Source organism: Kordia zhangzhouensis, assembly GCF_001005305.1.
Taxonomy (GTDB): Bacteria; Bacteroidota; Bacteroidia; order Flavobacteriales; family Flavobacteriaceae; genus Kordia; species Kordia zhangzhouensis.
Map to the genome: position 1 here is coordinate 1 of NZ_LBMH01000016.1, position 22,538 is coordinate 22,538.

Annotated in this window: 25 protein-coding genes; 16 read left to right on the forward strand and 9 right to left on the reverse strand. The window is 33.0% G+C overall.

Annotated elements, in window-relative coordinates; translation table 11 throughout:
* The 5 genes from AA088_RS17900 to corA form a co-directional block, all read left to right on the forward strand.
* On the forward strand, positions 1-103 hold a 103-nt coding region (locus tag AA088_RS17900), incomplete at its 5' end, for a DUF1328 domain-containing protein (protein WP_046746109.1).
* A gap of 51 nt (positions 104-154) precedes the next feature.
* The gene (locus AA088_RS16310) at positions 155-697 is read left to right on the forward strand and encodes a hypothetical protein (RefSeq protein ID WP_157547297.1); all 543 of its coding nucleotides are present in this window, start codon (positions 155-157) and stop codon (positions 695-697) included.
* A 118-nt stretch (positions 698-815) separates the two neighbouring features.
* The gene (locus AA088_RS16315) at positions 816-1,715 is read left to right on the forward strand and encodes a mechanosensitive ion channel family protein (RefSeq protein ID WP_046746111.1); all 900 of its coding nucleotides are present in this window, start codon (positions 816-818) and stop codon (positions 1,713-1,715) included.
* 101 nt (positions 1,716-1,816) lie between these two features.
* Entirely contained in the window at positions 1,817-2,356 is a 540-nt protein-coding gene (locus AA088_RS16320; protein ID WP_046746112.1) for a mechanosensitive ion channel domain-containing protein, read from the forward strand.
* Positions 2,357-2,402: 46 nt separating this feature from the next.
* Positions 2,403-3,491: a magnesium/cobalt transporter CorA gene (corA, locus tag AA088_RS16325; protein ID WP_046746113.1), complete on the forward strand. Its 1,089-nt coding sequence runs from the start codon at positions 2,403-2,405 to the stop codon at positions 3,489-3,491.
* 10 nt (positions 3,492-3,501) lie between these two features.
* On the opposite strand, the gene AA088_RS18820 is transcribed toward corA, so the two are convergent.
* Both AA088_RS18820 and AA088_RS16330 read right to left on the reverse strand, forming a co-directional pair.
* Complete coding sequence (locus tag AA088_RS18820; protein ID WP_394332096.1) at positions 3,502-3,642, reverse strand: hypothetical protein; 141 nt, start codon at positions 3,640-3,642, stop codon at positions 3,502-3,504.
* 118 nt (positions 3,643-3,760) lie between these two features.
* Positions 3,761-4,150: a DUF4345 domain-containing protein gene (locus AA088_RS16330; protein ID WP_046746114.1), complete on the reverse strand. Its 390-nt coding sequence runs from the start codon at positions 4,148-4,150 to the stop codon at positions 3,761-3,763.
* A gap of 193 nt (positions 4,151-4,343) precedes the next feature.
* Here AA088_RS16330 and AA088_RS16335 point away from each other — a divergent pair, with 193 nt between their 5' ends.
* Entirely contained in the window at positions 4,344-5,342 is a 999-nt protein-coding gene (locus tag AA088_RS16335) for a hypothetical protein (RefSeq protein WP_046746115.1), read from the forward strand.
* Here AA088_RS16335 and AA088_RS16340 read toward each other — a convergent pair.
* Complete coding sequence (locus AA088_RS16340; protein ID WP_157547299.1) at positions 5,287-5,802, reverse strand: hypothetical protein; 516 nt, start codon at positions 5,800-5,802, stop codon at positions 5,287-5,289. The genes AA088_RS16335 and AA088_RS16340 overlap by 56 nt on opposite strands.
* 131 nt (positions 5,803-5,933) lie before the next feature.
* Between AA088_RS16340 and AA088_RS16345 the strand changes: the two genes are divergently transcribed.
* From AA088_RS16345 to AA088_RS16385, 9 genes are all read left to right on the forward strand, one after another.
* Complete coding sequence (locus AA088_RS16345; protein WP_046746117.1) at positions 5,934-6,572, forward strand: tetratricopeptide repeat protein; 639 nt, start codon at positions 5,934-5,936, stop codon at positions 6,570-6,572.
* Positions 6,573-6,666: 94 nt separating this feature from the next.
* Complete coding sequence (locus AA088_RS16350; RefSeq protein WP_046746118.1) at positions 6,667-7,356, forward strand: hypothetical protein; 690 nt, start codon at positions 6,667-6,669, stop codon at positions 7,354-7,356.
* An 18-nt stretch (positions 7,357-7,374) separates the two neighbouring features.
* A complete protein-coding gene (locus tag AA088_RS16355) occupies positions 7,375-9,486 on the forward strand; it encodes an MORN repeat-containing protein (protein ID WP_046746119.1) in 2,112 nt (703 codons plus the stop codon).
* 26 nt (positions 9,487-9,512) lie between these two features.
* On the forward strand, positions 9,513-10,133 hold the full coding sequence (locus AA088_RS16360) for a hypothetical protein (protein WP_046746120.1): 621 nt from the start codon (positions 9,513-9,515) through the stop codon (positions 10,131-10,133).
* A gap of 238 nt (positions 10,134-10,371) precedes the next feature.
* Positions 10,372-11,034 (forward strand): DUF6498-containing protein, encoded by a 663-nt coding sequence (locus AA088_RS16365; RefSeq protein WP_157547301.1) that lies wholly within the window; start codon positions 10,372-10,374, stop codon positions 11,032-11,034.
* A gap of 11 nt (positions 11,035-11,045) precedes the next feature.
* Positions 11,046-12,137 (forward strand): hypothetical protein, encoded by a 1,092-nt coding sequence (locus AA088_RS16370; protein ID WP_157547303.1) that lies wholly within the window; start codon positions 11,046-11,048, stop codon positions 12,135-12,137.
* Between the two features lie 158 nt (positions 12,138-12,295).
* Positions 12,296-13,513 carry an MFS transporter gene (locus tag AA088_RS16375; RefSeq protein ID WP_046746123.1) on the forward strand — a complete coding sequence of 406 codons (1,218 nt, stop codon included), beginning with the start codon at positions 12,296-12,298 and terminating at the stop codon, positions 13,511-13,513.
* Positions 13,514-13,618: 105 nt separating this feature from the next.
* Positions 13,619-15,445 (forward strand): tetratricopeptide repeat-containing sensor histidine kinase, encoded by a 1,827-nt coding sequence (locus tag AA088_RS17810; protein ID WP_052752938.1) that lies wholly within the window; start codon positions 13,619-13,621, stop codon positions 15,443-15,445.
* A gap of 89 nt (positions 15,446-15,534) precedes the next feature.
* Complete coding sequence (locus tag AA088_RS16385; protein WP_046746124.1) at positions 15,535-16,185, forward strand: response regulator transcription factor; 651 nt, start codon at positions 15,535-15,537, stop codon at positions 16,183-16,185.
* A gap of 80 nt (positions 16,186-16,265) precedes the next feature.
* On the opposite strand, the gene AA088_RS16390 is transcribed toward AA088_RS16385, so the two are convergent.
* The 4 genes from AA088_RS16390 to AA088_RS16405 all read right to left on the reverse strand — a co-directional run bounded on the left by AA088_RS16390 (position 16,266) and on the right by AA088_RS16405 (position 19,738).
* Positions 16,266-16,679, reverse strand: a complete 414-nt coding sequence (locus tag AA088_RS16390; RefSeq protein ID WP_046746125.1) for a YeeE/YedE family protein — start codon at positions 16,677-16,679, stop codon at positions 16,266-16,268.
* Between the two features lie 3 nt (positions 16,680-16,682).
* A complete protein-coding gene (locus AA088_RS16395) occupies positions 16,683-17,240 on the reverse strand; it encodes a YeeE/YedE family protein (RefSeq protein WP_046746126.1) in 558 nt (185 codons plus the stop codon).
* Positions 17,241-17,308: 68 nt separating this feature from the next.
* The gene (gene cydB / locus AA088_RS16400; protein ID WP_046746127.1) at positions 17,309-18,346 is read right to left on the reverse strand and encodes a cytochrome d ubiquinol oxidase subunit II; all 1,038 of its coding nucleotides are present in this window, start codon (positions 18,344-18,346) and stop codon (positions 17,309-17,311) included.
* Between the two features lie 6 nt (positions 18,347-18,352).
* Positions 18,353-19,738, reverse strand: a complete 1,386-nt coding sequence (locus tag AA088_RS16405; protein ID WP_046746128.1) for a cytochrome ubiquinol oxidase subunit I — start codon at positions 19,736-19,738, stop codon at positions 18,353-18,355.
* Between the two features lie 247 nt (positions 19,739-19,985).
* On the opposite strand from AA088_RS16405, the gene AA088_RS16410 reads away from it, so the two are divergent.
* Positions 19,986-20,582, forward strand: coding sequence for a class I SAM-dependent methyltransferase (locus AA088_RS16410; RefSeq protein WP_046746129.1), 597 nt, complete (start codon positions 19,986-19,988; stop codon positions 20,580-20,582).
* A 2-nt stretch (positions 20,583-20,584) separates the two neighbouring features.
* Here AA088_RS16410 and AA088_RS16415 read toward each other — a convergent pair whose 3' ends face one another.
* Together AA088_RS16415 and AA088_RS16420 are read right to left on the reverse strand one after the other, a co-directional pair.
* Complete coding sequence (locus AA088_RS16415) at positions 20,585-20,929, reverse strand: rhodanese-like domain-containing protein (protein ID WP_046746130.1); 345 nt, start codon at positions 20,927-20,929, stop codon at positions 20,585-20,587.
* A 190-nt stretch (positions 20,930-21,119) separates the two neighbouring features.
* A complete protein-coding gene (locus tag AA088_RS16420) occupies positions 21,120-22,526 on the reverse strand; it encodes an MBL fold metallo-hydrolase (RefSeq protein ID WP_046746131.1) in 1,407 nt (468 codons plus the stop codon).
* Positions 22,527-22,538 lie beyond the last annotated feature (12 nt).

Below are 22,538 nucleotides of genomic sequence, written 5' to 3' on the forward strand. Positions count from 1 at the left end.
TGGCGGAATTGCAGGAGCATCAGCAGGAATTGCTAAGATTCTATTCTTTGTATTCTTAGTATTATTCATTATCTCATTAATCACAGGGCGAAGAACTGTATAGAAATTCACAGAATATTTAATTAACAATAACAATATATAAAGAAAAATAAAGATGAAAAAGATATTAATAGGAGTCATATTATTGTCAGGGATGACCATTTTTGCTCAAGAAGATAAATTAGTTACGACACAAGTTAAGAAACAAACCGTAGTTGAAAACGGGGAAGTCATCAATAAAAAAGTAAAAGTCATTACAGAGAAAACTCAGAAAGTAAAATTTGACGAAAGTCAAAAACATCAATTGAATCAAGATCGTGTGCCTGCACCAATTGCAGTTACTAAAACTTTTATGATTGATAATGATAAAGATCCATTTTATGATAAAGTTACTAAGGTGAAATATTATAACATGGACAATAAAAAGTTTGCATTTAGAGCAGAAGGAAATTCATTAAATATCAGTTTAATGGAAAATGAAGAAGAAGTTACTATAGGTCGTGCTGTACGATCAAAATTCAATAATTATTATGTAATCACTGCGCGCGATATGAATGGCGTTGGGTATTTTACCAAAGACAATGATTTCGTAATTGAATACTATGATCCAAAAACTCAAGACACTAAAGTAATGATGTTTCAAGATTTAAAATTCTAAAAACAAGCATTATTCATATCACTAGCCTTATCTACTTTGATAGATGAGGTTAGCTTTTACCTCAAACAAACCAATATATACAACTCATACTACAAACCAATAGATTAAAGAAAAGAACATGAAGGAAGAAATACAATCAACAACAGGAATACTTGTCGACAAATTAGAAAGTTGGTGGGTATTGTTTGTTAAAAATTTACCAAATATTGCCGTAGCAATCCTCGTATTGCTTTTAAGTTATTTTTTATCGCGCTTAGTGTTTAAAACTACTTTGAAACTCATTGAAGGACGTGTAAAACAAAAGGCTGTTGCCAAACTCATTTCAAGAATTGTAGCGGTCATTGTAGTTTTAGTTGGGTTATTCCTTGCATTAAGTGTTATGGATCTTGAAGAATCTATTTCTGGATTATTGGCAGGTGCAGGAATTTCAGGTATTGTAATAGGTTTAGCATTACAAGGAACACTGTCAAATACCATTTCAGGTGTTGTGTTGTCTTTTAGAAAAAACATTCGTTTAGGAAATTGGGTAGAAACGACTGGATATGCTGGTGAAGTTATTGACATAGCTCTAAATTATCTAGTCTTAAAAGAAGCAGATAATAATATTGTTATTATTCCGAATAAAACCATTTTAGAAAACCCAATAAAAAACTATTCGTTAACTACCAAAATGCGCGTGATGGTCGAATGTGGTGTAGGATATGAATCTGACCTTGAAAAAGTAGAACGCATAACAAAAAAAGTGGTCGCAAATTCATTTGATCAAATTGATAGTGCTGATAATGTTGAATTTTACTATACTGAATTTGGAGGAAGCTCTATCAACTTTTTATGTAGATTTTGGATTGATGCAGAAAATTCATTAGAAAAATTACGAGCTAAGAGTACAGCTATTAAAAGAATAAAACAAGCCTTTGTAGCAGAAGGAATCAATATTCCATTCCCTATTCGAACGCTTCAATTTGACGATCAAACCCTTAGTGTTTCTAAAACTGAAAAAGCCCTAGAAGAGGCTTAGTAATTCACATTCATAATGTTAAAAGTATAGCTAAAATTCGTTTTGGCTATACTTTTTTTACATACTTTTGATGTATAAAATACGATATAAAAAATATAGACATGACAATTCCAAAAGTTGAACTATTATATACACTAGGACTCTTTATTATCATGATAATTGCCATAATGATTATAAAGAAATCTATTCGGAGATTTAGTTTTGTACAAGCCATTGAAGTCAATAGAAGAAAGGTAATTTTTAATATTTGTTACTTCATTATTTATTTGATTGCTGGGTTCTTTTTAGCAATCATTTGGGGTATTCAATTCAAAGATTTTACCATCTTTATTTCTTCTGTATTAGCAGTGCTTGGTGTTGGCTTTTTTGCGCAATGGTCATTACTATCCAGTTTAACAGCTAGCTTTATATTATTCTTTTATCATCCAGTACGAATTGGACATCGAATCCGAATTATCGATAAGGACTATGAATGGGTAGGAATTGTAAAAAACATAACAGCTTTTTACTTTTTCATGGAAACAGATTCAGGACAAAAAATATCTTTACCTAATTCCTTAGTGATGCAAAAGGGAATCGAGATTCTAGAAAGAGAAGAAACAGATTTGAAAGAAGAAGAAGGCCCAGAATTTGAAGATTGAGTTATATAATCTGTATCTTTAAGAACAACAGAATCAAAACATCATTTTGCGAATACCGTTAAAAAAATCGAAAAGACAAAAAAGAACGAGTGCTTCTAGAAGTTTAGGAAAAGCTCCAGGCGAACTGGTTTATTTAGGAGACAAAGAAAACCTAGAAACTTCTTTAGAAGTTCATGATTATACTGCAAAAGAGCATACAAAGTATCAAACCAAGCTTATTAAGAAAATATTTGATGTTAAAGGCAATGATCGTGTAACTTGGATTAATGTAAATGGATTGAATCAATCGGATGATATTTCCAAAATAGGAGATTATTTCAAATTGCATCCACTTATTCTAGAAGATATAGTCAATACAGATCAGCGCCCTAAAATTGACGAGTATCCTAACTATATCTTTATAGTTTTAAAAATGCTGTATCACAATGCAGAAAATGAATTGCTTACAGAGCATATTTCTATAGTAATAGGGAAAGATTATGTGATTACTTTTCAAGAAACAGAAGAAGATATTTTTGACCCAATTCGGAAACGCTTGGAAAGTGGAAAAAGTAGATTGCGCAGTTCTGGAGCCGATTATTTAGCATTTGCGCTTATGGATGCTATTATTGATAATTATGCAGTTGTGATTGAATTGTTTGGCTCTAAAGTTGAACAAACAGAAGATGAATTATTTCTAGAAAGTGCCCGTGAAGAAATATCTAGAGACATTCAATACCTAAAGCAGGATCTCTTGCGTTTACGTAGAAATATTTTACCTTCAAGAGAAGTCATAAGCAGAATTGTTAAATCTGACTCAGAGCTAATTACAATTAAAACCTATGATTATTTAAAAGATTTACAAGATCATATCTTACAAATCAATGATAATATAGATTTGTATCGTGAAATGGTTTGGGGACTCATGGATATGCACATGACCAACATTAGTAATAAGATGAACGGCATCATGAAAGTCTTAACCATAATCTCTACCATTTTTATCCCACTTACGTTTATCGCTGGTATTTACGGAATGAATTTTGACCACATGCCAGAACTGCACTATAAGTACAGCTATTACATATTATGGGGAATAATGATTATCTTGTTCATTATGCTACTAATCTTCTTTCGAAGAAAAAAGTGGTTGTAATTATTACGGTTTATAAAGAATACTCAGATATTAAATAATCAGGATTTATATAACCGTCAATGCAATTGGTTGCTTCCAAAATGATTGAAGAAAATCTATGCTCTTCGAGTGTTTTTGTTGCAATTGCCCCACTAACGCCAGCTCCAATAATATATAAACCTTATAACTCTCTTTTTGCGTAGAAAAGTAGTCTTGATTTTTAACTGTAAAGTACGATAAAAAAGAAGGGATGGTGTTCAAAATCATTTTTATAAATGCTCAACGACTAATTAATCCTTTTTGTACACTTTTAAATTATAGCAACCCCAAATTACAAACAAGATTTCTAAAATGGTTCCAACAGTAAAAGCAACTGAAGGGATTCCATCAACAAAAATGCTTAATAAACGACCAATAGCAAGTCCTCCCATAAAGAAAACAACAGAATATGTAGCGCCGCGCCAATGTTTCTGAAAAAGAATACTGTATCCCCAATATAAACCCAATGCAAAATATGAGCCCATCATGGCTCTAAACACATGGTTGAGATCTGTTGTGGTGACATTAAAGTCAAAAAATAAAGGTAAAAAAGTATCTGGATGCAATCCGTAAGTAGCTCCCACTACCAAAACGGCTGCTGTTGATAAGGCTAGGTGTAGGTTTTTATGGATTTCCTTCAAAATATTGATTGTTTTTTGATGATGATTCGTTTATATGATAGCAAAACGCACAAACGGAATTTTATATTATAATACTATAATATGATTATCCAATTAAAATTACTAAAAAATAAAATAGCATCAGAAGCTAGTACTAATCAAGATAAGTTTTATAAATTTAACATATATTATAGTTCTGCTAATTTACTCAAGCATGCATTGGAAAATCAAAGCGAGTTTACAAAAGTTGTTGAACCTTACGCGATTAGGAGATCAATTAAATCATATTCCAGCGACGTTACAAAAAGAATATCATAAAAATGTGTGCTTATACCAGTTCTATGAATGTATACGTAAGTTTGAATTAGCTCAAATAACACTATCAAGTGAAACGCAAAAAAAAGCATTGGAAATAGGAACGGGATATTCACTAATAGCTCCTATAACACTCTTTTTATTGGGTTTTGATCAAATTGTTACAGTAGATATTTCTAATGATATTTCTATAAAAGGATTGCAAAAGCAAATCAATTATCTTTTTCAAGAAGATGTTAAGAACAGCATACTCGAAAAAAGTAAATTTGAATCTGCCGAGTTAGAAGAAAAAATGAATCGCATACAATCGTGCAAAACACTAGAAGACCTTTTTACATTTTGCAATATCATTTACATTCCTAACTACACATTCGCAGCCATTGAAAACACAAGCAGTTCATATCATTATATCTATTCACAAGTAGTTTTTGAGCATATTTCGCCAGAAGTATTACAGCAGCTTTTCGTAAAAATGAAACAATGGTTGCATACGGATGGTTGTGCAGTACATACCATTAATTTTATTGACCATTTTGCTAATCCAGGTTTTTTTCAAGACAAAAAAATATCTGAGTTTAACTTTTTAAAATACTCAAACAAGACTTGGGATTTTTGGGCAGGAAATGCTATTGCATATACCAATAGATTGTCTTACTTATATTACCTAGAACTCTGTAAGCAAAATGAGCTTATCGTAATCGATTTTATAGGAGAAAACTATAGAGACCATTATCCTTTACCTGAAAACATGATTCATCCTGATGTATTACACAAATATGCTACGCCACCAAGCGCATCAGATTTATGTAAATATCAACGAGGAACACTTTTATTTAAAACAATTAAAAACAAGGTGTTAGGCGATAGTTGTCTTTTTGTATTGTCAATTCATGATTAATGGTAAACCTAAATATTTTTCCATCTTTCTTTCTGGTATATTTTGCATAATCCCAATTTCCAGAATGAGTAAGCTCATAAGTTCCGTTTTTCTCTCCAGCGAGCATTTCATCATAAAATTGTGTAATTGTAGGGTATGCTCCTCCATTTTGGAAATCTTCTTTAACATTAATAAGAGGAATGGAATCTTTTTGACCTTTATACTTAACAAATAAAGCATTCGAAGAAGCATTAAAAGCAATAAACAACTGTAATGAAGTATCGTCATCATGAGTATAACATATATAATGATGAGGGATAGCATTCAATTCGTTTTCTAGTGCACTAGAGTCATTTTTAACAATGGTGTCTAGTGAAGTGACTTTCGTTTCTTTAACTTCCGTATTTTTCTTTTTATCTGCACAGCTCACAATTGCAAATAAACATAACAATGTAAGTGCATAAGTAGTTCTCATATTCATAAAGGTATATTTTGAAGTACAAAGATACTGTAAAGTACTCATTGTATCAGGTATAATATAATAATACGAAATTCATCGTATTGCGTCAATTGTATACAAATCAAATATTTAAAGTCTAAATATACCGTTGTATGAAAAAGATAATTTTTATAGTTCTTTTAGGTTTTTTTTCTTGGATAACAGCACAAACGCCACAAATGCTTTTAGATAGTGCCTTGCTTAAAAAAGAGCAATTAAAATTTGATGAAGGGATCAAGCTATGTCAAAAAGCAATTCAACTCGATAGTACATTAGCAACTGCTTATTTTTATAAAGCAGGTTTTCATGCGGCACTAATCAAAAAGCAAAATGCGCGTCAAGACTTTCAACATTACCAAGCGGCTATTGCCAACTACAGTAAAGTTATTACACTTAATTCTACTCAAGCGGAAGCATACTTTTATCGAGGAGGTGTGCATGAAACGATGGGGTTTTTAAACAAAGCGTTGGAAGACTATTCAAAATCTATCTCAGTAAATGAAAACCAGCCCAAAGTATACAATAGTATAGGTGTGTGTTATGCTAAAAAAGGAAAACTAAACTTAGCCTTGTATTATTTTGAAAAGGCAATTTTATACGATGGTAAATATGCCAAAGCATATTTTAATAAAGGAAATATACACGACATGCAACAAAACCCAATCAATGCTTGTGAAAATTGGAAGAAAGCTATCGAATTAGGGTATGTGGAGCACCTAAGAAATTATAGAGAAAAATGTAAAGAAAAATAAGCAACGATTCCAAAAATACGAAGTTTATCGTATTGCAAACGGCTAGAAATTACAGGAAATTTGAAACATGCAATACACTTAATATCAATAAGTAATGAAAAAAATAATTACGATTCTTTCAATTCTTCTCTTCATTTCATGTGCTAATTATGGCGAAAAAAAAGTTTTTAATGGGACAGAAGTGTATTATAAAAATGGCGTTACAGAAGCTGAAGCTAACAAATTAGGACAAAGCTTGATTACATCTGGGTTTACTGATGGGAACTTAAAATCAGTTCAATATAGTAAAGATGGCGACAAATATATATTTAAAATGGTTATTAAAGAATCATTTCTCAATAATGAAAAGTACGAACAAATGTTCAGTTTTATGCCAAAAGAGTTGTCTAGTTACATGGGCGTGCCAGTCGATTTTCACTTAACAGATGACCAGTTCAATACATTACGAGCATTCAAATATGAAGATGCTAAAAAAACGCTTATGGCTAAAGCAACCGAAATACGTTACACAAAAAGCATCAGTAAAGAAGAAGTAGAAAAACTAAGAGACTTTCTAATCGATTTTGGGTTTTCTAATGATGAAATTGAAAAAACTGTCGAAGTAGACAAAGAAAACAATAAATATATATTGAAAATTGTCGTAGAAGAAGGATACAGAGAAAATAAAACAATGGAAGCCTTCCTGACTCTATTAAAAAATGAAGCTTCAAAAAAAGCATTCAATAGTCAACCTGTAAAGGTGCATATGTGCGATGAACTTCTAAATACTATTAAAGAAATATAACAATTCAAATCATACACAATGAAAAATATAGCATTTGTACTCCTTTTAGGTTTGATGTGTCAAATAACAACTGCACAAAAAATAGACAAAGAAAACGCTCCAAGAAACCCGATTGGCTTTAAACATAAGAAAGAGCATTTCTTTTTGGAAGGCGATATTTACGCTTCTGATGGAAAAACCTTTGACAGAAATGGAAACTTAGTATACAATTATGGGACACGTTATTATTATGATGACAATGGAAGAATTATAGGGAATAATTACAACGATGTGATTAAGCTAGATGCACGCGGAAATGTAACTACTTTCAAGTACAATTCAGGTTCTGAATACACATATAAATTCAATGATAAAAATTTACTAGTGTATGAAGAAAACACCTATGGAGATGAAACAACATATGAGTATGATTCAAAAGATAGATTGGTAAAAGCCATTATGAAACGAAAAGGTAAATTTTATCAAGAACGTAATTTCACCTATAGTAAAAAAGGGGATACTCTTATTGTTGATATAAAGTATATAAAGGAAAATAACCAACCAGGATTTGAAGGAAAATCACATTATCTCAATGGATACCTTGTAAAAGAAGAACTGTCTTCTGGTACATACGAATACATTGTAGAAACGGATAGTAAAGGAAACAAGTCAAATTTCTATACAGCCAATGTGCCAGATGCAAGACATTTTGAAACTTTCAACCGTTATTATAGCGACCTTAACAAACCTATGAAACTTGAATTTGGGTACTACATACCAGGAGGTTTAAAAAAAGGCAAAAAACAAGAAGCAGTCTACATAAATGGAAAACATGCAAAAGATATAGCAATCAGTAAAGGAATTAAGCCTAATGAAAAGCTAATTTATGATGGGTTAACAAGAACTTACTATTCTGTGCCTAATGTTATAGATGATACTAATACACTTGAAACTCGAATCCCAATCACCGAAGTTATCTCTAAAGGAGAAGAGCTACTAAGTTATGCTTACGATGGGAAATTTATCAATTATGTATGTGGATACAATAGAGTCAAATCAAGAGATTTTGCCTTTCTTGGACCGCATATGATTGATTATAGAGTAGACAAAATTGAAGGAATTACCTATATCGTTGAAAATTACAACAACATCAAGCATAAGTCTGTTAAAACCATGAAAGAACTATCACGAGATGAAGAATCAATCTTTTACAATCGTGATCTCGAAAAAGATAATTTTTTCATTGTTGTAAAAGGAAAACATATTGACTATAAAAAAGCACGGTTTGAATACCTATCCAACGGAGATCCAGTCATATTTATAGAAGAACAACCATTATACATTCTCAACGGGTTTAAAAATGCTCGAAACCTAGAAGTATACAAAGGAAGTCCGTACAATGGAGAATTAAAAAATCAAGCACAAACAGTCTCAACAACAAATACCAATCAAGCTACGCAACAACAGGATGATACTGGATACCGTTGTACAAAAGGCGACTGTATAAACGGATGGGGACAAGTAAAAGTTAACAACATAGTTACTGATGCAACTTTTAAAGATGGAAAAATTGAAGGTGTCGCATATATCACTTATCCAAATGGCTCTTATTATCACGGAGAATACAAAAATAATCGTCGTAGCGGAACGGGTTACTACAAATGGTCTACAGGAAACGTTTATATAGGCGAATGGAAAGATGGCATACAACATGGATACGGCTATACGATGAACTCGAATGGCGATGTAGTTTCTGCGGGAATATATGAAGAAGGGAAACTAGTTACAGATCTTGGAAGTGCGTATGTAAGAGGAACTAGCCTTAGAAAATGTGTGGGTGACTGTTCCAACGGATTCGGAAAATTCACGTACAACAACGGAGATGTATACCTAGGATTTTTCAAATCAGGGCAGCGTAGCAAAATAGGGACTTACTTATGGAATAATAAAAGCTCATACACAGGAACATATACTGCTGATGGAAGGCGAAATGGATATGGCATGTATACTTACGTAGATCGTTCTGTATTTAAAGGAATGTTCACCAATGATCGTATTGACGGATTAGGAGTAATGAACTACAGCAAATCTGGAAATGTAGTGCAAGGTGTTTTTAACAACAAAGGCGCAAAAATCAAAGACTACGAATAACCATTTTTACAAATAAATAATTACAAATGAAAAAACTAACATTAATTGTTGCTAGTATCCTTTTGCAAATCAGTTTGGTAAATTGTCAAACCAAAAATGACGGAGTTATCACCTATGAAGTGACACCTGAATTTGCAAAAAAAATTGATAAACCCGAAGTACATTTTAAAGTAGATATTCCAAAAAGTTTACACTTTGACAAACCTGTAGAAGGTAAAAAAACATCGTCTTATGGAATGGTTCAAAAATATGATAAGGATAGCATTGTCACAGAGATGTGTTCTTTTGGGTACATTAAAATCGACGGAATGTCACTAGATGAGCAAGGAATATCTTTTATGAAACAAATCAAGAATATGCTTCGCTCTGGCGGATATAAATTTGAAAACTCCAATTTAGGATTGCTTGATTTTGATGGAAAAAAGCGTGTGGGACTTCAACTAATAGGAGAAATGGAAGAAGGGGCAAGCCCTCAATTTATAGGTAAATACCGATTCAATATAACTACGAGAGAAAACCCAAGCGGAAATACACATATTATATTCTTAATGGCAGCAAAAGATGAAGACGAAAGTCTGTCGTATGAAGATTTTAAAGACAAATTAACCATATCAAAAATTTGGCAAAGCTTTCAATACATTAAGTAAGCTAGTTAATTGTGGTAAAAAGAGGCTTTCTTAAAAAAGATGTTTATTAAATTTATACAAAACTGATTTACAGTCAAATAAGGTTTTGTTTGTTAATTTTTTGATGTAAAATCAAGTATAGGTTTAAAAAGAACACAGTTAGCAAGATGGCTTCTTTTTTCTCTTTATATCAACGATACAAATCTTGTAAGTTTTTAGTATTTTATAACAGGTGAAAGAAAAAAAACGTATAAACATAATGCCTAATCGGCAAAACGCATTCATATGGCTGAATGTATTATTTGTAGTAACTCTGTTATTTACGGGTGAAACAGATGCGTTTTCAATCATCATTGCATACTTCATGGAAACGCTCATCATTGGCGCAATCCATGCCGTAAAAATGTATATCATTTTAAAACATGCAAATCGAAAAAATGTGCAAAGAACACCCAATAATGGAAGTGGAATGATTGTATTCTTTCTATTTCATTATACATTTTTTGTAGCCGTACAGGCAATCTTTGTCTTTGCTTTACTGGAAATGAAAGATCCTAAAATTGATGCTTTCCACCTTTTAGCAAACGTGCAGCATATATTTCAAAACTATGAGGGAATTTATCCAATATTATGGTCTTTATTTATCTTTAACATTGCTGATTTCTTTTTCAACTTTATCACACTTAAAGAATACGAACAAACCACTATTGAAAAAAGTTTTGGCGGACCTTACGGAAGAATATTTATTCAACAATTTGCAGTCATTCTAGGCTTCTTTTTCTTTCTGTTTTCATTTGCCTTGGATGTAATTGCCCTTCTTATTGTATGTATCAAGGCACTTGTTGACTTTTACAGAGTTTCCAATCCAAATAAAAATCCTTTCGAAATAAAAATGGACTTTTCTAAAGTCAAAAACACATAAAAACTATTCGTATGAAACTTCGCTTTTTTCTTTGCTGTTTTCTTCAAGTACTATGGGTGCGTGCCAATATGGCTTCTCCGGTTCAAGAAGGAACATTAGGTACTCGACCATTCATTAGTCAGCACGTACATATTATACACGAAAATTTGCGAATTGTAATCGATGAAAACTTTCAATATGCCAACTTTGATGTTGAATACATTGTCAATGCAGAAAAAAGTGGTGAGCAAATCCCGCTATTATTCTACGCATCTGAATATTATCAAGATTTTCAAGTATATGTTGATGGAAAATTAGTTGCTCTAGAACGTCAAGAAGATTTCTGGAATCTCTACGGAAAAGACAAGGAAAAACTAGCCAACTTTCATTATCTATACACTGCAGATCGTTCCAAAGTAGCAGAAGTTGATCTTAGCGGAAATGAACGTGTATCGCTGAATGATTTTCTCTATTTTAAAACAGACCTTTCTGAAGGAGAACATCGTATCAAAGTAACATACAAAGCTAGTCATTGGCGTTACAAACACAGCAGGTTGAATGAAGATAGTTTTCGATATGTATTAGCGCCAGCAAAATACTGGAAATCGTTTGGAACACTTAATGTTACCATTGATGCCAGTGCTGTAAAAGATGAGGTGTTTATCAATATAGGAACACCAAAAACAGGCGATATCAACGGAGTTTCAACCTATACATTCGACAAGTTACCTTTGGACGTTATTGAAATTACCCGAAAACCATCGCTAAGTGCTTTTGCACAATTTTTACTCAATATTGAATCATTTGGATTGAGTATGATTTTTATATTATTTTTTATAGTGATTCACATATTTTTCATGTATCGTTTTCGAAAAAAACAACCTGAAAAAAGACTTTCTTTCCCTGCCATTTTAGGAGCTATTATGATACCAGTACTCTATATTATACTTTCAATGGCTATGACTTTATGGGTTGATGCTTCTATTGGAAAACCATATGCAAGTGAGCGACAAAGTTATGGAGCCTTTTTTGAGTTTTTGTTTTTACCTTATTACTTGGCAGGGTATATACTATTTACAATCATAGTAGATATTATCTTTAAAAAAATAGCTAAAAAGCGATAAGATTATTCATGAGTAAAAAGAGGAAATCTATAATTAAATGAAAAATTACGTACCAAAATCTACGGGAGTTTAGTAGTTTTTAAAGATTTTTAGAAAACAAATACACATTACAATAATACATCTAAATCCTCAAAACCATTATCAATTCATCACCTTTTATGGAAAAAACCAAACAGCCAATACGTGTGGCAAATGCTGTATACTATCTCCTAGCTAAAATGCTTGAAAGAGGCGTATATTACGGACTTCGCTCAATTGTTGTTCTGTATATGGTTGATAAAACGCTTCAAATGGATATGATGGAAGTTGCTGTAATTTTTAAGGTCATGACTGCATCATTGTTACTTTCACAACTCTTTGGAGCTTTATTAGGGGATCTTTTAATCGGCAACAAAAGGGCAATCTTTATAGGAGGAATTATTCAAGCTACTGGTGCGTTTGCCTTTTGTATACCTACAATTACAGGATTGTACATAGGGATTTTCTTAGTAGTATTTGGAAACGGACTGTTCTTTCCCAACATCATTGCCAACTACGGAAAACTATTTTTAAATGCTCCCAATGTACTCGATAGTGCATTTTCGTCATTCTATGTTGTAATTAACATCGGTGCATTTTTAGGCGTACTATTTTTTGGAATGATTGTAAATTATTTTGGTTACAATACAGCTTTTATTACTGCTGGAATTGTAATGTGCGTTTCATTGCTTCTAATTCTTTTTGTAAAAGAAAACGATTCTACTGTGACGCAACAAGACAAAGAATCACAAAACAAGAGAATAGGATACGTGTTCTTTGCCTTCATTATGGCAGGTTCTTTTTGGTTGGTTTATAATGTTACAAACATTCAATTGGTTGAAATTCAGCGTTTAATTATAGAAGATGGAAGCTTAAAGTTATCAGGCAGTATAATGTATTCAATAGGGCTATACACGATGCTATTTGTTGGTATTTTGGCAGCTATTATTTGGTCAAAATGGCATACTTCGCATTTTTTTAAATTACTATTAGGATTCGTTTTTGCCTCTGTGGCAATACAAGTTGTCTCTTTTAGTGTACACGCTCCTGCGGATGAAGTTTTTGCGTTATATATTGTAGCGATTGTTTGTATGGTACTTGCAGAGATACATATTGCACCTGTTGTATTTTCTATCATGACGCGTTATATCAATCCAAAATACTTAGCTATATGTGTCAGCTTTGCCATGCTGCCTGCATCAGAGGCATCAATCATTACTGGAACTTATGACCAGTTTTATACTATGGATTCATTAAGTATACTGCGGATTATTTCTGTCATAACTTTTGTTAGTATTCTTTGTGTTGGCGCATTTTTGTGGTGGTATAGGCGAACACATAGAGACATACTGAACTAAATATACGCAACTTGTCGTATAGGATTTCTGGAAAAAAATATAGAATATTGATAAGCTGAGGTATTCAGTTAAGAATCATTAAAATCATTTTCTATCTTTATAAAGATGAGAACATACATACTATTATTTATACTTGCTTTTTCAACATTGCTATCTGCGCAAAGTAATTCATTCGTTGAAGCAAGAACTAAGGAAGAAGCAATAGTATTGTTTGAAGAATATGAACAAAAAAGTGAAGACTTCAATGACAAACGAGCTCTTGACTCTATGCAAGTATGCCTTGCCAAAATAGAAGCACTCTTGCCAATTATCAACGATTCGTTATATAATTATAGAACAGACCTTGTACGTGGTACCGTTTTAACACGAGATACAAAGATTGATGAAGCGATGAAAGTATTATTAAAAGCTTCTCAATTCTTCAAACTGCAACAAGATTTTCCATACTATTATCGCAGTCGTTATAAAATTGGAATATGCTATTACTATGGCAATCGAAGAAAAGAAGCACAAGAGTTAATGCTTGAAGTCGTTGCAAACAAGCACTATGTAGGTGAAAATCTAGCAACAAGTGCACTCGGTAATGCAGGAGCGGTAGATATTGAGCTGGGAATGATACAAGATAATGACTCGTTTTTTGTAGAAGCAATCAAAAAATTTAGAAAAGCCATTGTACTCAATAAAAAAAATAAAAATTACACCAAACTAGCCTCTAATTATAGTCTGCTGGCAGAAAGTTATAATCAATTAAAAGAAAGGAGTAAAGCAATTCAGTTATTAGATACGGCTATATACTATGCAACTGAAGATAAAAACTCTGTACAAAAAGGATTTGCGTTAATCAAAAAAGCCAATATTCTTACCAATAACAAACAATATAATCTTGCAAAAAAAATGCAGGATGAAGCTATAAAAATCTATCGCGATTCTGACGATAGTCCTTCGTTAATGTATGCGTATGTAGAAAAAAAACGTACGCTCATGAAAATGGGTTCGTATGAGGCTGCTAGTAAATTGGGAGACTCTATTTTTAGTTTGGCAATTAGAAACTATGACAAGCGTTTTGCAGAAGGAATTGCAGAAATGGAAACTAAATACAAAACAGCAGAAAAAGAGCGCGAAATTTTGGAACAACGTGCTGAAATTGCAGAAAAAGGATTGTTATTACAAAAACGACAATATCAAATATATGCTGTATTGGCTCTGGCCGTTTTACTTAGTATTTTAGGCTATGTTTTTTACAATCAGCAAAAACTTAAGAATAGGCAGTTAATAAAAGAAAATAAGCTAAAAGTTGCTTTGCAAGAAATAGAAACACAAAATAAATTACAAGAGCAGCGTTTGCGTATTTCAAGAGATTTACATGATAACATTGGAGCGCAGCTATCCTTTATTATTTCGTCTATTGACAATTTGAAATATGCGTCCAAAGAAGCTTCTGATGAATTTAAAGACAAATTGAGTTATATCAGTGAGTTCACTTCAGCTACAATTGATCAGTTGCGTGATACTATTTGGGCAATGAATAAAGATGAAATTTCATTGACCGATTTGCAAAGTAGAACTTTGGCATTCATTGAAAAAGCCAAGGTAGCTACCAAGGATGTAAAATTTATTTTCAACAATGAAGTAACAACGCCTATTCAATTTACGGCAATTCAAGGAATGCATCTTTTTAGAGTTATTCAAGAAGGCATCAATAACGCACTCAAATATGCCAATGCAAAAACCATTACAATTGATTTTGAAAAAAGAGAAAAACAACTATTGGTAAGCATACAAGATGACGGAATCGGTTTTAATAAAGAACAAGTACAGTTAGGAAATGGACTTTACAATATGCAAAAACGAATGGACGAAATAGATGCCAATATTACTATTAATTCCGAACCAAACCAAGGAACAAACATTCAGGTAATGTACAACACTTGATTACTTGAAAAAGCGTGTTAGCTTTGTAATTTTATACTGAAACTTATTTAATTGAAAAGCGAATTATCACCAACAATCAACCGCAAATTATGAAATTCAAAATAGCCATTGCCGAAGACAATCATTTTTTAGCGAAAGCCGTTATAGAAAAGCTATCTTTTTTTGAGGATTTTGTGTTCAAGTTTAAAGCGGCAAATGGAGCAGAGATGGTAGGCAAACTAGAAGCGGATCATAATATTGATGTTATTTTGATGGATATTCAAATGCCTGAAATGGATGGGATAAAAGCTACAGAAATTATCAAAGAAAAACATCCACAAATTAAAATTATCATGCTCACTGTTTTTGATGATGAAGAACATGTTTTTAAGGCCATTCAAGCTGGTGCCGATGGATATTTGTTAAAAGAAATCAATGCGGAAAAAATTCATAAATCTATTTTAGAAGTCATCAATGATGGAGCGCCAATGTCACCAAGTATTGCATTAAAAGCATTAAACCTGCTTCGAAATCCATTAACAATCACTGAAAATGAAGAAATAGAAAAGGTAAAATTAACCAAACGAGAAACGGACGTATTACTACAATTGAGCAAAGGATTAAACTATAATGAAATAGCCGAAAATCTATTTATCTCTTCCGGAACAATTCGAAAACACATTGAGAACATTTACCGTAAATTGCAAGTGCATAATAAAATGGAAGCGGTTCAAAAAGCGAGATCACAAAAGTTAATATAAGTTTGATGTTTTAATTTCGTAGTACAAAAACACATCGAAACAGTTTTACCTAAAAGCAACTATTGAAAACAATATGCAAATTAGTGTGGCAACTTATCTTTGAACAATCCGTATACAAAAGTTCCAAATAAAGCGGCAATAATTACAACTATAATAGGAACAAATCCTGCGCCGACCAATGTAAACATAGGACCAGGGCATGCACCTGCCAAAGCCCAACCCAATCCAAACAAAATTCCGCCAAATGCATAGCGAGCAAAGCTTTTTTGTTTTGAAGGGATAACAATACGTTCTCCAAAAAATGAAGTTACTTTAAACCGTTTTATAACTTGGGTAATGATAATACCTAGTGCCAAAGCAGTGCCAATAATACCATACATGTGAAATGAGTCAAACTGAAACATTTCATAAATACGATACCACGAAGCAGCCTCAGATTTGAACATCGTAATACCAAAAACAATTCCTATCAATAAATATGCAAGAGTTCTCATAGTTTAAAAAAGTAAAGGGAATAATACATGAATCATAAGCAATCCACCCACAAAAAAGCCTACCACAGCAATTAACGAAGGTAGTTGAAGGTTACTCATTCCTGAAATTGCATGCCCAGAAGTACATCCACCAGCATAGCGTGCACCAAAGCCTACTAAAAAACCACCAATTACTAAAAGAAGGAGGTTCTTTACATCTGAAAAAACAGATAAGCCAAACAATTCATTTGGCATATAAGTAGCACCAGCATTTTCAAATCCTAGAGTATGTAAATTTTCAACAGTTTTAGGATTTAGTGCTACTGTTGCATCTATTGTTAAAAACTCATGAGCAATAAACCCTCCAATAATAGCTCCAACCACCACAACTAAGTTCCATCGTTGAGACTTCCAATCAAATTTAAAAAAATCAGCTTTGTTTCCTGCTCCGCAAATTGTACACATGGTACGTAGGTTGCTAGACATTCCAAAATTTTTTCCAACCATGAGCAATAAAAATAGTACAAGTGCAATCATTGCACCAGATACATACCAAGGCCAAGGTTCATAGATCCATTCCATAACACATAATTTTTAGCAAAAAAACGAAAAAATGAGCAGGTGCAAAGTAACTTTAGTTACAAAAACGATTAATAGCTAGTTTCATCCAGTTGAACTTTTCCTCTAAAAGTTCGATATACAAAAAATGTATAACTCAACACTAAAGGAGCTCCAATAGCAACTATAATCAACATATTTTTCATTGAATCTTCCGATGAAGCCGCATTATAAATATCAATACTGTATTGGGAATCAATAGTAGAAAATAGCAATGTAGGATATAGCTCAATAGCGACCAACACTAACATAGATGCAATAGTAATAGACGAAAAAGCAAATGCGAGTTTGTATCTTTTTTTATTGGCCAATCGGGGAACGTTTGCGATTGATAAAAAAGTAATTAAAGGAGCAATAAATAGTATTGGATTTGCTTTAAAATCATCTGATAAGTGTGGGATATATAATAAAGTATACATGGTAGTAATTCCGAAAAAGACCATAAAAAGAATGAGTCCTTTTTTTAGTAAAATAGTCAATTTAGCAAACAAACGACCTTCCGTTTTTACCAATAAATAAATAGCTCCGTGTGTCATAAAAAGGAACAAGGTTGTAAATCCTGTAAGCAAAGAATAGGGGTTTAGAAACTCAAAAAAGCCAGTATCTTGATATTGATAGTTTTCACCGATAGCCAATCCTTGTAATACGTTTCCAAGTACAACGCCAAGTAAAAAAGCCAACATAATACTTGAAATACTGTATGTTATATCGAAGGTGTTTCGCCACCAAACCCATTTTTCTTTTCCACGAACTTCAATAGAGATACCTCTTAAAATCAAGAACACCAAAAAAAGCATGAACGGGATATACATACTTGAAAAAAAGGTGGCATACATGACAGGAAATCCAGCAAATAATGCACCACCACCAATTACGAGCCATACTTCATTTCCATCCCAAACAGGGCCAACTGCATTCATGGCAACACGCCTGCTATGATCTTTTTTAAAGAATAAATGCCATGCGCCAGCTCCGAAATCAAAGCCATCTAAAACAGCATATCCTGAGAATAAAGCTCCAACTACTAAAAACCACCAAGTGGGATAATCTAATCCTAAAAAAGTTTCCATACATTTTTATTTTCCAGTGAGTATATGTGTAATTTCCTCTGTCAAAGGTCTGTCGTCATCTTTGCTTTCTGATTCTTCATAAGGACCATGTTGTATTTTTTTATTCAACAAGTAAATAAAAAGTAAAAACAACAATGTGTACACTATCAAAAACAGGATTAACGAGAATAATATTTGATTGTCAGTAACTGCTTGAGAAAATGCTTCATTTGTACGTAGATGTCCGTATACAACCCACGGTTGTCGCCCCATTTCAGCCGCAAACCAACCGGCTTGATTGGCAATTTGAGGCAATAATGCCGCAAAGACAAATATCCATAAAAGCCATTTTTTGCTAAAAAGAGTTCCTTTCCACCATAAAAAAACGCCCAGTAGAGAAAGAGCAATCAGTATCATTCCAATGGTAACCATAATGTGATAAAATTGAAACACCGCATTTACTTGGCTTGGTCTGTCTTCTTCAGGAAATGCATTCAATCCTGTTACGGGAGCTTCAGTATCATAGTGTAATAAAAAAGAAAGTCCACCAGGTATTTTAAGTCCGCTCACTTCTTGTGATTCTTTATGAACCCAGCCAAATAAGTACATGTCTGCTGGTGCATTGGCTTCAAAATGCCCTTCCATCGCAGCTAATTTAGCAGGTTGATTGACAGCAACACCTTCTGCAGAGCTATGTCCTGTAAATAATTGTGCTAATGAAAATATAGTTGCAACCAGTAAAGCAATTTTAAAAGCACGTTTAGAAATATCAACAAAGCGGTCTTTTACTAAGTAATATGCATGCACGCTTAATACTAAAAAAGCACCCGCTAACAAGGCGCCTAACCAAACATGTAAAATTCTATCAACACTGGAAGGATTAAATACCATGGCCCAAAAATCAGTAATCTCGGCGCGTGCATTCATGCCTTCGCCAACAATATGATATCCTGCAGGTGTTTGTTGCCAACTATTCGCTACCACAATCCACACAGCAGAAAACATAGAACCTAAAAATACACCAATGGTAGACACCAAATGTACCCAAGGTTTTACGCGATTCCATCCAAATAATAAAATTCCTAGAAAACCGCTTTCAAGTGCAAACGCAAAAACACCTTCTGCAGCGAGCGCACTTCCAAATACATCGCCCACGTATCTTGAATATACTGCCCAATTGGTTCCAAATTCAAACTCCATGACAATTCCAGTCACAACACCAATACCAAAAGTGAGTGCAAAAATTTTCGTCCAGAATTTAGCCAAAATATGGTATTGTTTGTTTTTTGTACGCATATAGGCACTTTCAAAAATGACCATAAGTAGTCCCAAACCAATACTTAAAGGCGGATAAATATAATGAAAGGCAATAGTGAAAGCAAATTGGATTCGAGCAAGAATTTCAGTATCCATAGTGAAGAATTTTGTCTTCACAAAGATACAGCACAACGCTTAGAAAACTAGGCAACTTAGGTTACATAAACTGTTTTTTTAAGAACTATTTTTTGTATATATTCTTTATATAAAATACTGAAATTATGTGAATAACAATGGTTTTACTGAAGAATATTTAAAGTTTGAACGGCAAATTTAGCATTTCTTTTACAGAGTATCTTTCCTTACTAAAGTATTTGTATCTTCCCTTTTTATTTTTCATAGTATGAAAGAAAAATTACTACAAGAAGTGATTGGTAACACAGATATTTATTTGATTGATCAAATTTTGAAAGGGCGCTATCAAAAAGAAGATATGATTTTGGATGCAGGCTGCGGCAGCGGACGTAATATTAGGTATTTCTATGAAAATGAGTATTCTGTTTTTGCAATTGACACTGATGAAGAAATTATTGAAACCCTTAAAAAGAAATATTCAAAACTTGCGGACAATTTTAGCGTGTCTAGGGTTGAGGAACTTCCGTTTATTACTGAAACGTTTGATCATATTATTTGTAATGCCGTACTGCATTTTGCGGTGAGCGAAATACAATTAAGGAAAATGTTTTCTGAATTAGTACGAGTGTTAAAAAAAGGGGGAAGTTTATTCATCCGCATGACGTCGAATATAGGTATAGAGGGAAAAGCGATACATATACAAAAAGGAATATATTCATTGCCAGATGGGACAGAACGTTTTTTACTAACAAGAGAATTGCTTCGTGATTTAATGACAGTGCATCAACTTTCTTTTATTGAACCAGTAAAAAGTACCAATGTACATGATTTGCGAAGTATGACAACTTTGGTATTACGAAAGTAAACTTATTTCCAAGCTTTATAGCCACCTTTTAAGTCATATACTTTTTTAAAACCAATTTGCAATAGTTTTTTAGCACTTCGCTGACTTCGATTTCCTGAGCGACAGTACAAGTAAATAGGTTGATTTCTATCGAATCCAGCAAAATTTTCATTGAAATGTGCCCGATCAAAAAAATCAATATTCACAGCGTTTTCAATATGTCCTGATTTATATTCTAGCGGAGTACGTACATCAACCAATTGTACCTGCTTCTCAGTAATTGCTTTTTTAAAAGAAGCTACGTCTAAAATTTCAATTTGATCTGTAGCTTCTTGTTTGTTACCAAAGAGTGAATTAAAAAAGGACATATTTGAGGGTTTAGGGGATTTTTATTACAAAAATAATGCATTATAAATGTGTGACAGTAACTTTGGTTACATAACTATATTTTAAAGTAATTTTTATAGGTAGCACAGCTGAGAAAAGATCACTTTACATCAGACTTCATTTTTTTCTCAACTGTGCATTATGAATAAACTTAACCTTTACTAGTTTGTATTATAATGTTGAAGGACATACATATGCAGATACAGGAACTTCGGTTTCTTTTATCGACTTAAATCCTCCTTCTACATTAATCAAGTTGTGAATTCCTCTACTTTTTAAAATTGATGCAGCGATTACGCTTCGATATCCACCAGCACAATGAACATAAAATGAATCATTGGTAGGGAAATCTTCCAAATGTGAATTTAAAGCACTCAAAGGAGTGTTTTTTGCATCTATTACATGTTCTGATAAAAACTCACTTTCGCGTCGTACATCAAACACATTTTTATGTGTAAGATATGCTTTTGCAAAAGTTGCTGCAGAAACGGAGCTCATTGTGTCATATTCTTTAGAAGCACTTTTCCAAGCATCAAAACCACCTTTCAAGTAACCTAAAGTCTGATCGAAACCAACTCTAGACAAACGAATTACGGCTTCTTCTTCGCGACCTTCAGGAGCCACTAACAAAATAGGTTGTTGAATATCTGCAATTAAAGCACCTACCCATGGAGCAAATCCACCATCCAAACCAATGAATATTGAGCGAGGAATGTGTCCTTTTACAAAATCACTTTGGTGACGTACATCCAATACCAACGCACCTGATTGATTAGCAATAGCTTCAAAATCGGTAGGACTTAATGCGGTAGTTCCTCGTTTAATCACGTTAGAAACGTCGTCATATCCTTCTTTATTAAGTTTTACGTTATCAGGGAAGTAACTTGGAGGAGGTAATAAGCCATCTGTGACTTCTTCAATAAACTCTTCTTTAGTCATATTTGCACGCAATGCATAGTTTACTTTTTTCTGATTGCCAAGGGTGTCAAACGTTTCTTTCATCATATTCTTTCCACAAGCAGAACCTGCTCCATGCGCAGGATATACAATAATATCATCAGCAAGCGGCATAATCTTTTTACGTAAACTATCAAATAAATGACTAGCTAAATCTTCAACCGTAATAGAACCTATTTTTTGCGCTAAATCAGGTCTTCCAACATCTCCTAAAAATAATGTATCTCCACTAAATAAGGCGTGGTCTTTACCATTTTCATCTCGTAAGAGATATGTGGTACTTTCCATGGTATGTCCTGGAGTATGGAGCGCAATAATTGTGATATTTCCTAGCTTAAATTCTTGTCCATCTTTTGCGATTAATGCTTCAAATGAAGGATTTGCATTAGGACCATAGATAATTGGAGCTCCTGTTTTTTGAGCTAGTGTTACGTGTCCGCTGACAAAATCTGCATGGAAATGTGTTTCAAAAATATATTTAATCGTAGCGTTCTGTTCTTTTGCTTTGTCAATATAGGGCTGTACTTCACGAAGTGGGTCAATAATTGCAACTTCGCCATTACTTTCGATATAATACGCTCCCTGAGCTAAGCATCCTGTATATATTTGTTCAATAATCATGATCGTAAATTT

Excerpts from the sequence above, each read along its gene's own strand:
- AA088_RS16340 (WP_157547299.1), bottom strand. The coding sequence starts at position 5,802 with ATGAATATGAGAACTACTTATGCACTTACATTGTTATGTTTATTTGCA.
- cydB (WP_046746127.1), bottom strand. The coding sequence starts at position 18,346 with ATGGAAACTTTTTTAGGATTAGATTATCCCACTTGGTGGTTTTTAGTA.
- AA088_RS16415 (WP_046746130.1), bottom strand. The coding sequence starts at position 20,929 with ATGTCCTTTTTTAATTCACTCTTTGGTAACAAACAAGAAGCTACAGAT.
- AA088_RS16355 (WP_046746119.1), top strand. The coding sequence starts at position 7,375 with ATGAAAAATATAGCATTTGTACTCCTTTTAGGTTTGATGTGTCAAATA.
- AA088_RS16335 (WP_046746115.1), top strand. The coding sequence starts at position 4,344 with ATGCATTGGAAAATCAAAGCGAGTTTACAAAAGTTGTTGAACCTTACG.
- AA088_RS16365 (WP_157547301.1), top strand. The coding sequence starts at position 10,372 with ATGCCTAATCGGCAAAACGCATTCATATGGCTGAATGTATTATTTGTA.
- AA088_RS16410 (WP_046746129.1), top strand. The coding sequence starts at position 19,986 with ATGAAAGAAAAATTACTACAAGAAGTGATTGGTAACACAGATATTTAT.
- AA088_RS16320 (WP_046746112.1), top strand. The coding sequence starts at position 1,817 with ATGACAATTCCAAAAGTTGAACTATTATATACACTAGGACTCTTTATT.
- AA088_RS16360 (WP_046746120.1), top strand. The coding sequence starts at position 9,513 with ATGAAAAAACTAACATTAATTGTTGCTAGTATCCTTTTGCAAATCAGT.
- AA088_RS16345 (WP_046746117.1), top strand. The coding sequence starts at position 5,934 with ATGAAAAAGATAATTTTTATAGTTCTTTTAGGTTTTTTTTCTTGGATA.
- AA088_RS16375 (WP_046746123.1), top strand. The coding sequence starts at position 12,296 with ATGGAAAAAACCAAACAGCCAATACGTGTGGCAAATGCTGTATACTAT.
- AA088_RS16405 (WP_046746128.1), bottom strand. The coding sequence starts at position 19,738 with ATGGATACTGAAATTCTTGCTCGAATCCAATTTGCTTTCACTATTGCC.
- AA088_RS16315 (WP_046746111.1), top strand. The coding sequence starts at position 816 with ATGAAGGAAGAAATACAATCAACAACAGGAATACTTGTCGACAAATTA.
- AA088_RS16350 (WP_046746118.1), top strand. The coding sequence starts at position 6,667 with ATGAAAAAAATAATTACGATTCTTTCAATTCTTCTCTTCATTTCATGT.
- AA088_RS16395 (WP_046746126.1), bottom strand. The coding sequence starts at position 17,240 with ATGGAATGGATCTATGAACCTTGGCCTTGGTATGTATCTGGTGCAATG.
- AA088_RS16385 (WP_046746124.1), top strand. The coding sequence starts at position 15,535 with ATGAAATTCAAAATAGCCATTGCCGAAGACAATCATTTTTTAGCGAAA.
- AA088_RS17810 (WP_052752938.1), top strand. The coding sequence starts at position 13,619 with ATGAGAACATACATACTATTATTTATACTTGCTTTTTCAACATTGCTA.
- AA088_RS16370 (WP_157547303.1), top strand. The coding sequence starts at position 11,046 with ATGAAACTTCGCTTTTTTCTTTGCTGTTTTCTTCAAGTACTATGGGTG.
- AA088_RS16420 (WP_046746131.1), bottom strand. The coding sequence starts at position 22,526 with ATGATTATTGAACAAATATATACAGGATGCTTAGCTCAGGGAGCGTAT.
- AA088_RS16310 (WP_157547297.1), top strand. The coding sequence starts at position 155 with ATGAAAAAGATATTAATAGGAGTCATATTATTGTCAGGGATGACCATT.
- AA088_RS16390 (WP_046746125.1), bottom strand. The coding sequence starts at position 16,679 with ATGAGAACTCTTGCATATTTATTGATAGGAATTGTTTTTGGTATTACG.